This window comes from Ottowia sp. oral taxon 894, from assembly GCF_001262075.1.
Taxonomy (GTDB): Bacteria; Pseudomonadota; Gammaproteobacteria; order Burkholderiales; family Burkholderiaceae_C; genus Ottowia; species Ottowia massiliensis.
Genome location: NZ_CP012073.1, coordinates 660106 through 671645 on the forward strand (window position 1 = coordinate 660106; position 11540 = coordinate 671645).

General features: G+C 59.9%; 12 protein-coding genes. 7 read left to right on the forward strand and 5 right to left on the reverse strand.

All coding sequences use genetic code 11. The features are described from left to right. Nucleotides 1–223: 223 nt before the first annotated feature. From ADJ79_RS02835 to ADJ79_RS02855, 5 genes are read right to left on the reverse strand one after another with little or no spacing between them, the layout of a single operon-like run. A complete protein-coding gene (locus ADJ79_RS02835) occupies nucleotides 224–2035 on the reverse strand; it encodes a hypothetical protein (protein ID WP_050714698.1) in 1812 nt (603 codons plus the stop codon). Between the two features lie 7 nt (nucleotides 2036–2042). After that, on the reverse strand, nucleotides 2043–2591 hold the full coding sequence (locus ADJ79_RS02840) for a hypothetical protein (RefSeq protein ID WP_050714699.1): 549 nt from the start codon (nucleotides 2589–2591) through the stop codon (nucleotides 2043–2045). Between the two features lie 34 nt (nucleotides 2592–2625). Beyond that, complete coding sequence (locus ADJ79_RS02845) at nucleotides 2626–3216, reverse strand: STY4526/YPO1902 family pathogenicity island replication protein (RefSeq protein ID WP_050714700.1); 591 nt, start codon at nucleotides 3214–3216, stop codon at nucleotides 2626–2628. Between the two features lie 8 nt (nucleotides 3217–3224). Beyond that, nucleotides 3225–4979: a ParB family protein gene (locus tag ADJ79_RS02850; protein ID WP_050714701.1), complete on the reverse strand. Its 1755-nt coding sequence runs from the start codon at nucleotides 4977–4979 to the stop codon at nucleotides 3225–3227. A gap of 15 nt (nucleotides 4980–4994) precedes the next feature. Further along, nucleotides 4995–5876 carry a ParA family protein gene (locus ADJ79_RS02855; RefSeq protein WP_082202849.1) on the reverse strand — a complete coding sequence of 294 codons (882 nt, stop codon included), beginning with the start codon at nucleotides 5874–5876 and terminating at the stop codon, nucleotides 4995–4997. Between the two features lie 101 nt (nucleotides 5877–5977). Between ADJ79_RS02855 and ADJ79_RS02860 the strand changes: the two genes are divergently transcribed. The 7 genes from ADJ79_RS02860 (at nucleotide 5978) to ADJ79_RS02890 (ending at nucleotide 11466) form a co-directional block, all read left to right on the forward strand. Continuing rightward, a complete protein-coding gene (locus tag ADJ79_RS02860) occupies nucleotides 5978–6544 on the forward strand; it encodes a recombinase family protein (protein WP_050714702.1) in 567 nt (188 codons plus the stop codon). A gap of 50 nt (nucleotides 6545–6594) precedes the next feature. After that, nucleotides 6595–7485 (forward strand): sce7726 family protein, encoded by an 891-nt coding sequence (locus ADJ79_RS02865; RefSeq protein WP_050716360.1) that lies wholly within the window; start codon nucleotides 6595–6597, stop codon nucleotides 7483–7485. 7 nt (nucleotides 7486–7492) lie between these two features. Then, nucleotides 7493–8428 carry a sce7725 family protein gene (locus ADJ79_RS02870; RefSeq protein WP_050714703.1) on the forward strand — a complete coding sequence of 312 codons (936 nt, stop codon included), beginning with the start codon at nucleotides 7493–7495 and terminating at the stop codon, nucleotides 8426–8428. 9 nt (nucleotides 8429–8437) lie between these two features. After that, nucleotides 8438–9463, forward strand: a complete 1026-nt coding sequence (locus ADJ79_RS02875) for an RES family NAD+ phosphorylase (protein ID WP_050714704.1) — start codon at nucleotides 8438–8440, stop codon at nucleotides 9461–9463. 68 nt (nucleotides 9464–9531) lie between these two features. Beyond that, nucleotides 9532–10572 (forward strand): hypothetical protein, encoded by a 1041-nt coding sequence (locus ADJ79_RS02880; RefSeq protein ID WP_050714705.1) that lies wholly within the window; start codon nucleotides 9532–9534, stop codon nucleotides 10570–10572. Then, nucleotides 10556–11209 (forward strand): NADAR family protein, encoded by a 654-nt coding sequence (locus ADJ79_RS02885; RefSeq protein WP_050714706.1) that lies wholly within the window; start codon nucleotides 10556–10558, stop codon nucleotides 11207–11209. Before ADJ79_RS02880 ends, ADJ79_RS02885 begins: the two co-directional genes overlap by 17 nt. Nucleotides 11210–11259: 50 nt before the next feature. Then, a complete protein-coding gene (locus ADJ79_RS02890) occupies nucleotides 11260–11466 on the forward strand; it encodes a hypothetical protein (RefSeq protein ID WP_050714707.1) in 207 nt (68 codons plus the stop codon). The last annotated feature ends 74 nt before the right edge of the window (nucleotides 11467–11540 follow it).

Genomic DNA, 11540 nt, shown 5'->3' on the forward strand with positions numbered 1-11540 from the left:
TGTATTTATGAACATAAACTGACTCAAAACGGGCCACCCCCCTGCTGTGGCTGTCATTGCTCAGCCCCTCCGCTTATGTTCAGTGGTGCAAAACGCTCTACGCGGCACGACGTGCCATGTGGAGCGTTTTGCTCTACCGTGTCTTTGGTGAATTGCCATCCGAGTCTCCTTGCCCATTTATTGGGCAAGGAGACCAAAACGGGCCACTTCCCTGCTGTGGCTGTCATTTCGCAACTCCTCCACTTGTGCGCGCTCTGAACTCCTGTCGGAGTTGGCGCAGCTTTTCCAGAACCTCGGCCGGAGGGGACTCTTTCGGTTCAGCCCGGGGTTCAGGCATTGGTCCTGTTGTGCTGCCACTTGCTTCGGCCGCCTTGACGGCCTGGGCCAGACGCTCGCGATGAACCCGGTCACTGGACACCTTGTCGGCGAGCGCCAGGGCCAGGTCGCCCTTGGCGTGGCGGCGTACCAGGGCATGCAGATAGCCCACCGGGTTCGCAATCGTCTTGCCCTCCATGCCGAGCTGCCCCTCCAACTCGTCCAGCAGGCGCTGCCTGACCGCCACAGGAGCACAAGACACCGTGCGCAGCACGCCGGCATGCCATTGCCGGGGCAGCCTGTAAGGCAGGATGAGGGAGCTGAGCTGGGGGTCCTGGTCAGCCGGGTCGTCACGCTCCGGTGCCGGCTGCATGGCATCGGCATTCACCTGCGGCCGAAGGGTTGGGAGGGGATCTTCATGATTCCGACGACGACCTGCCGTTTCGTTGAAACTGGACGCTTGCGTGCTCGCGCGCGCGGTAGTTGTCGTTTTTTTATAGTTTTTATCTTCTTTTATTTGGTTTCGACAAAAGGGCAAGTTAGTTTCGACAAAAGGGCCAGCCAGTTTTGCGTTTTGGGCAACCTGGGGGCCAGGTTTTGACGAAAGGGCAGACTCCAGTTTCGACAAAAGGGCAAATGGTTGACACGGCTCTCCAGAGGGAGCGTCGGCCCATGCTTGTCTGGTTTGCACAAGACCCGCCCCAGCATCGGACGGTGCCAGGAACATGCGCCGCACCTGCGCGATGGCTGTTGCTGCGTCCGGATCACTGGATGCCAGCCAGCGCCCAAAAAGGCTTTGCTGGCGTTTCGTGGCGTTCGGCCCTGTCGGACCCAGCCAGCGGCTGATCTGAAGCCTGCCGTCGGTCCTGTCAGCGCCTGAAGCGACTGCCTCCGGGTTCGCCTGCGCATGAGCTTTCTGCGGCCCGTCCTGGACCAGGCGCAGCTTCTGCGGCGGACTGGCCTTCGGTTGTGCCCCCTGGCCCAGATGCGCCATGATGGCGGCCAGATTGACCTGTACGTACCCGGCGCGCTCCTGCACCAGACCCAGGCTGCGCAGGCGCTCACGCGCATTGCGCTGCACCTTGGAGCCAAGGCACAGGGCAATACGGATGTCGTCCTGAGTGATCCGGAAGAACCCGCCTGTTACCGCCGTCCCTGACAGCACGGCCTGGCGCTGGCATTGCAGCAGGTGGGAGAGGTAGAGACCGGCGGCCAGGGAGCCGGCCAGATCCGCCAGGGGCCGATAGAAACTGACGCATCCCCGGAGCCAGGGCGCGAAGGCCTCCCAGCTGATGAGGCTGCCGCCTTCGTCATCCGCCTGCAGGCCGATCCACCCGGCCAGCACGGGCAGGTTGAGCTTGTAATGCAGCTTGGCGGGTCGTCCCGCCAGGGATTCGGACAACACGCCATGCGCCACCAGCTGCTGGCGCACCGAGGATTGCTCCCTGGCCGTCAGGGCGGTGGCCTGCTGGCATTGCTGGGCGGTCATGTACCACCACCCCGCACGATCCGGATAGCGCAGCGCCAGATGGCGTGTCCAGTACAGGGCATGACCCAGAAAAACGGCCGCCTTGAAGCTGCCCAGGCGCTCGGCCAGGGCAGGATGGAACTGCACCCAGCCCGAGGCCGCCAACTGCTCTATCGCCATCTCAGGCGACAGCCGTGCGGCCACGGATGAGGCGGCGGCAGTGGATTCAGCCAGTTGGTGGGCCAGGCGCATGGTTTGTCTACGCGATGTGTCTGGCCAGGCCGGTGTTGGCGGCGGCCGCGTCGATCTGCTCCAGCTGCTGTGCCAGCAGTCCAGCCTGCTGGAGCAGCCCGCGAGCGATCCGATCCAGATGGAGCCGGTAGACGATGGTCTTGCGCTGCTCGGCCTGCTCACTCAGCAGCCCGCGCCCGATGAGGTGCCGGCGGCAACCGGCCTGCTGCGCCCGGGTGATGCCCGTCTCCATTTCGCAGTCGGCTGCCGACATGGCGAACACGAAGTCGCCGTTGTCCTCGAACGCACTGGCGTGCGCCCTGGCCACCCGGCTCATGGCGCTGGATAGCCATAGCGCCGGCAGCACGCCACCGGCGATGTCCACGTAGACCCGGTGGAATGCGATGGGCGACTGGCCGAGCCATTCCAGAAGGGCCGCTTGGCCCAGGAAGTTCGGCAGTCGTCTGACCTGGCTGGCCTGCGCTTGCGCCGGCTCCTGCGGCGTGAATGCCGTATGGGTACGCGCGATCTTACGCCGGCGCTGCTGGCGGTTTTTGAGGATGGAGATCTGGTTCATGAGAGCTTCTCCTGCAGGCGAGCCGCGACGCTGGTTAATGCAACCCGCCCAGGTCGCTGACCAGCCAGGCCGACTCCGATTCGAATTCGTTCAGCAGGCGGCACAGGGTGTCGATGCGCAGCTGGGGGAATGACTGATGGAGCTGGTAGAGCCGCTCGCGCGGCGTGACGACCGGGAGCGTCGTGGTGATCTCCCGCCAGCGCCGGTAGATCGCATCGCGCACGTCGTCCGGTGGCATCCGCTCACGCCCGCTCAATGCCTCGGGCGGCAACAGCTGGGCACGCAGTGCGCGTGCCTCCTCGGCTGTGACCTTGAACAGGTCGCAGATGAGCCGGACGGACGCGCCATGCACAACGAAATACTCCCGGAGCACCGCGTCACGCCGCATCTGGTCGAGCTGGTGCAGAAACGAGGTGATGGTGTGCTCGTTGATGCGGATGCGAATGTCGAGGTGCGGAAACTCCGCCAGCTTGATGAGATCCCGTGCAGGCCGGTGCCGGACCAGATCCAGGAACTCGGCCGAGAACCCGGCCTGGAGCAGCTCGTCGATGCCGCCGGTGTCGATCATTTCGACGATCTGTTCCAGGATCAGCCGCTTGATGACGGTATTCGTGAGAGCGATCATCGGCGGCCTCACTCCTGGTCGTGGCGACGCGGCGCAAAAAGTGGCACGTGGCCATCACGCATCCGCTGCGGATGGTGCAAACGCATCTGCTCCATCTTTGTGAGCAGCAAAACTATGGTGTCACCCACCTGCGGGTCGGACAGCACCACCGAGAGTTCATGCAGGCCCATCAGGGGCATGCCATCGCTGGCCGTCTGTGTCCTGACCCGTGCGGCACATTCCATCGCAAACGCTTCTGCACCCTGCTCAACAGTTCCACACCAGTCAATGCCGGCCTTCGTTTCGGGCGTCAACGCCTCGCTGAAACGCTGATCGCACTGGCCAGACAGCGCGGTCAGAACCTTCCACAGGGCGGCACGCAGCGCTGGCTGCTGCACAGGTGCGCCGTCCACGGCCGTGATGTCCACTGGCAGGTCCGTCATGTAGCCAAACGGCAGCGACTCGGACGCCAGCAGCACGTCGTGCAGCGGCACCACTGCATTCAGCTCCCCCAGCAGGTTCCGAATGGCCTCCAGAAGGCTGGCAGCACTGGAGGCGGCAGCCTCGGTGCCTTGCTGCTTGCGGCCAGCCGTGCTTGGCTTTGGAGGCACCGCCACCAGCATGGCGCCCAGTGGGGGCTGCTCTGGCCGATGGGTGACAGGCATTCCGGCAGGCGCCTTGGCCAGCGTGGTCGCCGGCCGCCCCGCCAACGCGCCTGCATCCGCAGGCATCGCCTCGACGGCAGGGACGGACAGCAGCTGCTGCGTGGTCAGCCTGGGCTGGCTGGCTATGGCGTGGACCATGGCCTGCACCCTGGCCTGATCAACCCCGAGCAGGCTGGCCAGCGTCTCCTGCAGGTCGTCAATCAGTTTTGGGATGTCCAGCTCCGGCATCGCCTGCTCAGAGGGGTCCAGCCGCTCGGCCTCGCGAACCATGTCCAGCCTGTGCCGCTCCAGCACATCGCGCATCCGTGCCTGGAACTGGGCGGACTGGCTGAATTTGGTGGCCAGCTCCATCAGCCCTGAAACTGCCGGCCTGATCACGGCGTTGACCTCCGTGGCCATCAGCCAGGGGCCTACGGGCGTCAGGTGTTCCACACTGAACGCGAAGTTCTGGAGCACTCTGACGCTGTAGCTCAGTCCTCGCTGTTTCAGCTCCTTGTTCAACTCGCCAGCGGTGAGTGGCTTGCCGGATTCCTTTTCGTATTCCGCCTTGAACTTCTGGATGCCCTGGGCCTTCTCCCAGAACGTGATGTCGCCACGGTTCTCGTTTTCGACCAGGTGGGCGGTGATGACCTGGGCATCACCGGGCCACTGCTTGACGACCACCTGCAGCGTGGCGAAGCGCTGGTCTCCAGCGGCATGCAGCTCCTTGGCGATGCGCAGACGGGTGTTGCCGCCGCCATAGGTGGTGTACTTGTCGTGTTGGCTGCGCCGGGTGACGGTCAGCATGTTGGTGATGCCGTCGGCCATGATGCTGGCCTTGATCTCGTCATAGCGCGGGTTGGTGCCGGTTCGCGGGTTGTGCTGGTAGGGTTCGATCTGGTCAATCGGCAGAACCGCGAAAGACATGTCTGCATCCGTGCCTGGATCAATGTCGGCCGTGGCATTGCGCTGCCCGCCAGGCTGGCCCAGGGCCAGGAGTGAACGCCGGGCCTGGGCCTCGGCACGCTGTTGCTGCTTGCTCATGGGGTTGGTTCCTGCCTCAGCCGTGCTGGAGGCGTGCAGATTCAGCCGCTGCGCCCGCTGGGCAGCGGTGAGCGTTTCCGGGGTACGGGAGGACATGGCTCATCCTCCCGCTCATTTGGTGGCGCCTTCGGTGGCAGCTTCGTCGCTTTCGCCTTCCGGTTTGGGAGGCCGCAACGACTCTGGCAGCTCTCCCCGGTGGTTGGCTGCGAACTTGTTTTCCAGCGAGGGGATCAGTTCCCAGAGCAGCGCATGCATGACATCTCCCGCCTTGTGGGGGTCGATCCAATGCACGGGAACCTGTGCTGTTGCCGCTTTCTTGTACGCCACTGCCGAGGGAACCATGGTCTTGAGCACATTGACCCGGCCCCGCAGTGTGAGGAACTGCTCCCTGATCAGGGATGACATCGTGCGGCTGTCCACCGTGTTTTCGGCGCGGTTGATGACTGCCCGCATGCCCGGGACCGTGAAACCCATGTTCGCGGAGGACTCGTGACGGTCGAGCAGCTTGAGTGTGCCGTCAACGAACTCGCGGGCAGACACGATGTCTGGCGATGCCGGGGTGATCAGCAGGTCTGATGCATTGACGGCCGCATCCTGCAAGTGGCCCACGGCACCCTGGGTGTCGATGATGGCCACGTCGTAGCGCTCGGCGACCGTGGTGTTCTTGATGGCAATGCGGATACGCACCAGGCGGTCCAGCCGGTTGGACAGCCAGTCCTGCAGCTTGCCGTCGCGTGTGTCAGACGTGACGATGTGCAGAAATCCACCCTGCGCGTTCAGGCGCGAGTGGTCGCCGGCAAAGTTGTCCGGGGGAAATTCAATGTGACTGATGCAGTCCGGCGTGAGTGCGCCGGACATGACCATCCTCGTCAGGCCGTGCTCGGCCCGATGGGAAAGGGCAAAGTACCTGGATAGAGACGGCTGAACGTCCGCGTCAATGAGGAGAACGCGGTAGCCGATATCGGCCAGCAGGCCGCCCAGATTGGCGGCTATGGTGGTTTTCTAGACACTCAGTAGTGTGCCGTTTTCGGATCGCCAAAGTCGTCGATGAATGTTAATATACCCGTCAAGTTTTCAATGTCCTGATTGCGTCAATGAATCAACGTATAGGGTACGCCCGCGTATCGACCGATGACCAGCATTTGGACCTGCAGCGCGACGCGCTCACGCGGGCAGGGTGCAGCGCGATCTACGAGGAAGCGGCCAGCGGTAAGAGCGCAGCCCGCCCGGAGCTTGAACAGTGCCGAAAGGCTCTGCGGGCTGGGGACACCCTTGTCGTCTGGCGGCTGGATCGGCTTGGCCGCAGTTTGCCCGACTTGGTGCAGATCGTGGCCGATCTTGAGCGGCAAGGCGTGGGCTTTGAGAGTTTGACGGAGAGGATCGAGACGGGCAGCGCGGCGGGTAGGTTGGTTTTCCACGTGTTCGCGGCATTGGCCGAGTTCGAGCGCGGCTTGATTCGGGAGCGCACGCAGGCCGGGCTTGCTGCCGCTCGCGCAAGAGGCCGGGCCGGTGGTCGGAGACCGAAACTGGACGAACAGCAGGTGCGTGAAATCAAGGTGTTGTTGCGCGACCCTGGCATTCAGGTGGCCGACGTTGCTCGTCGTTATGGCGTGTCTCGAACAACCTTGTATAAGCACGTGGGCGTCGTCGCTCCCAGGTAATGAGGACACAGGATGCCTACAATGGAAACCTGCACGGCACTGGTGGAGGAATGAGTATCTACAGCGCAGCACAACTTTCCGCCTTGACTCGGCTGTTCTCCGCCACAGTTTTCCGTGAAATGGCGAAGAAGGGACGGTCCGGCTTGTTCCGTCGATTGCTCGGGCAAACTGATTTGATCGAGCGTGTTGGGCCGTGCGCGACTGTCGGTGATACTTTCGATTCCGCGTTCAATATTCTGAAAATCGCGGGGCATCGTGACGAATATATCTATCGAGCAGCGATCAGTCAGAAAGTGCTGATGGGAACACATTCGCTCCGCACTGCCTCAATGCTTAATGAGTTTCGCGTTGGTAGCTGCAAAGCTGATCTCGTCATCTTGAACGGTACTGCGACCGTCTATGAGATCAAGTCGGAGCGGGATTCTCTTGCGCGGCTTGTCAACCAGGTCGAGAACTACAAGCGGGTTTTCGCCAAAGTGAATGTAATCGCGAGCGAAAGCCATATCGACGGTGTACTGAATACGATTCCTGACGATGTAGGAGTGATGTGTCTTTCCAAGCGCTACCGGATTACATCAGTGCGCGAAGCAGCAGACCGTCCGGAGCGAATCTGTCCGGTGACTGTGTTCGAGTCGTTACGTATGGCCGAAGGTATCTCAATTTTGCGGGCGATGGGTGTTGCGGTACCGGAGGTTCCCAATACACGGAAGCATACGGCGATGCGTGACCTCTTTGCCATGCTTGACCCAATTGCGGTACATGCGGAGATGGTGCGGACGCTCAAGCGGACGCGTGACCTTGCACCACTCGGCGGCTTTGTCGACCGATTGCCTAAATCCTTACTGGCTGCGGCGTTGTCGGTATCGGTACCTCGTTCTGATCATTCGAGGCTGATTGACGCTACAGCCACCCCGTTGCGCGTGGCCATGACTTGGAGCTGACCCACGTATGTACCATCCCTATTTTCGCGGAAAACAATTCGAGCTCATCACGATTCGCGAAATGGCCGAGTTGCTCGCCAAGAAAAATTTCGTGCCCGTGATTGAACCTGTCCGCGAGTCGCTCGGCGGGCTTAAGAAGACGTTAAAGACGGTATGCGACGCTGGTGGACGTGCAATTGTTATCGTGAATCCCTACCACGGCGATCATCAGGAGGACGGGGCGAGCATCACCGGTCTCCTACAAGAAGATTTCAAGAGCGGTGGCAATATTTTAGCTGGCATCCTACTGCGTAGTGACATGACAGTTGACGAAGTCATGACGTGCTATCACCAACATGCTGATCATCACCCTGTTCTAATCCACGCAGGCTTCACCGATCCCAAGGCCTTGGCGGCAAAGCTGGAAGACGGCATGCCCGGTCTCACTAACGTTTTCATCGAAGATCATGCCAAGCTTCTTTACCGGAAACACTATGACCAGAGCACCTGCATTCTAGTGCGTGACGGATTTAAACGACTGCGCAATGCCGATTACCCTCCAATGGAGGAATTTTCTGATCTCCACGTTACCTATGGTGATCTCGGCATGGTGGGTTTTGGGGATTTCCTGATCGTTGGCGACGTCTATAGCGAGGGTGGAGGTCCTGCCTATGCTGTCGCAATTCACCTGACTTTCATTGATCCTGACAAGGACGATGTCATGTATGTCTATCACTTTGTCTCGGACACGAGGGACACGCCGACTGACCCTGCCGGCAAGTTCGCGCAGGCGTTGGCGAAGTTGATAGCAAAGTTGGACAGTGGAACCTCTCACATTCTTGAGACCGAAGCGATCAAGGAGTTTCGGGAATTCCACGCCAAAGGTCATTTCCCTGGTCTTGGTTACGTCAAAAAGCTCTCGATGAAACATCACATCGAGACGCTTGCTGCTTATGTCGACTGAGCCAGTTGCATGGCAAAGCGTTTTTGTTGCCCGGAATGCTTCGACGATCACGCCTTGCGTGATCAACTTTTTCCTTCGCTTAATCCTGGTCATGGGGTATGCGACTTCTGTGGGACCACGGATACCCAACTCGTTGAGCCAAGCAGGCTTGCCAACTATTTCGAGCTACTAGTCAATGTCTATGAACCGAGTGAAGATGGGAAGCTGCTGGTCGAATGGATGAAAGATGACTGGCAGCTTTTCAGTCATCAGCGCATGGACATCGCCCATGCGAAAGAGCTTCTCGGCGAGATACTTGACGATGGTGAAATTGTTCGGCGCAACTTTGTACCGTCGGCGAGCTATATCAGTGAAGGTCTCGCGCAATGGGATATGTTGCGCGACGAGATGATGTATGGCAACCGCTGGTTTCTCGATGTTGCTATTGACTTAGATCGTCTCCGCCAACTGCTCGACATGCTGCTTGGCCAGAAGTTACCGCAGCAGTGGTATCGCGCTCGAATTCGCACCGACGACGATGTTTTCCCAATCGAACAAATGGGGGCACCGCCGAAGCGGCGTTCCTCACATGGTAGGGCCAATCCGGCCGGTATTCCTTACCTTTACCTAGGGTCGCTTCCAGATACGGCTGTGGCTGAGATTAGGCCACATACTGGCGAGTTTGCTTGTGTCGCCGATTTCAGGGTTCCAGAAGTCAAAGCTGTGGATTTACGCAATCCACGTAAGCTCGTGTCTCCATTTATCTTGACCGACGCGAGCGAGATAGGCCAGTTGCGTGCCGATTTGCCTTTTCTTGAGCGTTTAGGTGAGGAGCTGACGCGTCCAGTTCAGCCGGCAGGGGCAGCGATTGACTATATTCCAAGTCAGTATCTCTGCGAGTTCATCAAGAAGAGCGGCTTCGATGGTGTCGTTTATCGAAGTTCGGTGAGTGACGGCATCAATCTCGCCTTATTTAACCCTGAGCAAGCGGTAGGTGGTTGCGTTGAGCTATACAGCGTGGCCAAGGTGTCGGTCCAGGTTGCTGCCTCCAAATGAGGTTTCATTCAGAATCGCTTGGCGGACCAAAATCGCCGCACAGAATCAGTGGATAACAGGGGCTAGAAATGAGCGAACGTGATGACCTGCTCGCTTCCGTCGCGAACGAGATCAGGACCTACCGAAAAGGGGACCTCCCCGAGCCGACGCCGGAGCACGTCGATCGTTGGCTTCATCAGTTCACGCCCGCTCAGCAGTTGCCGTTCCTACGCGAGTTCGAGCACGTCATCAAACAGACCTTCTTCACGCGAAAGAACGTGAAGGACTTCCTACGCTCCCTCGTTACCAACCAGAAATTGGCCGGGGACGACCCTTCGGCGTACTGGTCGTCAGCGAACTTCCTGAACATCCAGCAGAACGGGCAGAGCCAGAAGGAGATGCTTAAGCTCTTCTCGAAGTGCCTTGCAGATGAATGTAGCCTCGACCTGGATAACTGCGGAGAGGCTGGCGGCGACTTCATCTATCTCGACGACGTCATGTTCAGCGGCAACCGCGTGGGCAATGACCTCGAGCCGTGGATCGTCAACGATGCACCTCAATCGGCCACGGTCCATGTCATCGTTGCTGCCCTTCACTCGGGAGGCTCGTACCTAGTCGATAAGAGGCTCAAGGCCGTGATCGCGCAGTCGAGGAAGAAGATCGCTGTCAAGTATTGGCGTGCCCTCGAGATTGAGAACCGCAAGTTGTACAAGAACAGTTCGGGAGTGCTCTGGCCCACTGCGGCTCCAAACGTGGCCGAGGTTCAGGCATACATGGCCCTGCCGGCGAAGTTTCCCTTCGAGCCTCGGCAGCCGAGCGCAGCAGCGATCCAACCGTTCTCCTCGGAAGCGGGCCGCCAGGTCTTGGAGAGTGAGTTCCTTATCGCCGGCGCCAAGATCAGGGCGATGAGCGAGAACCCGAAGCAGTCCATGCGCCCTCTAGGCTTCAGCCCGTTCGGCGTGGGCTTTGGCTCGATGATCGTCACCTACCGGAACTGCCCGAACAACTGCCCGCTTGCAATGTGGTGGGGAGATCCGGAGGCGACCTCGGGCGCCCTGCACTGGTATCCGCTGCTACAGCGTGAGGGCTATTCCTCCGCGAGGAACATCTTCGATGACCTCACGCTCTAGCACCGATCAACCTGAGAACAACCTCCTGCGGACCTATGTCCGCAGCGAGGTCGTTGTCGTCTACAAGACGAAGGAGGACTTCGGCGGCCTGTCCAACATGGCCTCGGGGTACCCCTTACAGATCAACGGCGTCCGTATCCTGACGACGGAGGCTCTTTATCAGGCATGCCGCTTTCCCCACATGCCGGAAGTCCAGCGGGAAATCATCGGGCAGCATAGCCCGATGACCGCCAAGATGAAGAGCAAGCCGCATCGCAAGGACTCAAGGTCGGATTGGGACGAGGTCAGATACAAGGTTATGCGTTGGTGTCTCCGTGTGAAGCTTGCGCAGAATTACGCAGAGTTCGGTCGGCTTCTGCTGGCCACGCGCGATCGGCCGATCGTCGAGCAGTCACGCAAGGACGACTATTGGGGGGCCAAGTTGGCGGATGAGGCCGGTGACACCCTAATTGGGCAGAACGTCCTAGGCAGGCTTCTGATGGAGTTGCGGGAGAAGCTTAAAGACGACACGGATGGCATGCTGAAGACCGTGCCGCCTCTCGGTATCCCGGACTTCCTGCTGCTGGGCAAACCAATCGAGACCGTCTCGGCCAGGAGCTCAGGCAATGGGCAGAAACCGCAACCCGCATTGTTTTAGCTGACAAGGTATGAAGGCCGATAGCCAGGACGCACGCCGGAGGACATGAGATGACAAAACTGCACCAGGACAATCAAGCTGAGCCGTTCTTCATTACTGAGGACGTGGAGGCGGAGTTGACCGCCGCCGGTTACGAGTTCGAAATGCCGGGCCATGCGCGAACGGCGAGCATCCGCGAGTTGTTTGGGTGGCGGCCCGGCGAGACGTTGGCCGAGGCCGTCAACCGCCTCCAGGCCAAGCCATGTTCACTCTCATGACCTGCACGTGGTATTTAACATGGCATCAATCGTCACGCAATCCATAACTATTTGATTTTAAAGTTGTTTTTGTG

Bases quoted from the DNA above. Each gene is read 5' to 3' on its own strand.
- ADJ79_RS02835 (WP_050714698.1), bottom strand. From the start codon at position 2,035: ATGCGCCTGGCCCACCAACTGGCTGAATCCACTGCCGCCGCCTCATCC.
- ADJ79_RS02840 (WP_050714699.1), bottom strand. From the start codon at position 2,591: ATGAACCAGATCTCCATCCTCAAAAACCGCCAGCAGCGCCGGCGTAAG.
- ADJ79_RS02845 (WP_050714700.1), bottom strand. From the start codon at position 3,216: ATGATCGCTCTCACGAATACCGTCATCAAGCGGCTGATCCTGGAACAG.
- ADJ79_RS02850 (WP_050714701.1), bottom strand. From the start codon at position 4,979: ATGTCCTCCCGTACCCCGGAAACGCTCACCGCTGCCCAGCGGGCGCAG.
- ADJ79_RS02860 (WP_050714702.1), top strand. From the start codon at position 5,978: ATGAATCAACGTATAGGGTACGCCCGCGTATCGACCGATGACCAGCAT.
- ADJ79_RS02865 (WP_050716360.1), top strand. From the start codon at position 6,595: ATGAGTATCTACAGCGCAGCACAACTTTCCGCCTTGACTCGGCTGTTC.
- ADJ79_RS02870 (WP_050714703.1), top strand. From the start codon at position 7,493: ATGTACCATCCCTATTTTCGCGGAAAACAATTCGAGCTCATCACGATT.
- ADJ79_RS02875 (WP_050714704.1), top strand. From the start codon at position 8,438: ATGGCAAAGCGTTTTTGTTGCCCGGAATGCTTCGACGATCACGCCTTG.
- ADJ79_RS02880 (WP_050714705.1), top strand. From the start codon at position 9,532: ATGAGCGAACGTGATGACCTGCTCGCTTCCGTCGCGAACGAGATCAGG.
- ADJ79_RS02885 (WP_050714706.1), top strand. From the start codon at position 10,556: ATGACCTCACGCTCTAGCACCGATCAACCTGAGAACAACCTCCTGCGG.
- ADJ79_RS02890 (WP_050714707.1), top strand. From the start codon at position 11,260: ATGACAAAACTGCACCAGGACAATCAAGCTGAGCCGTTCTTCATTACT.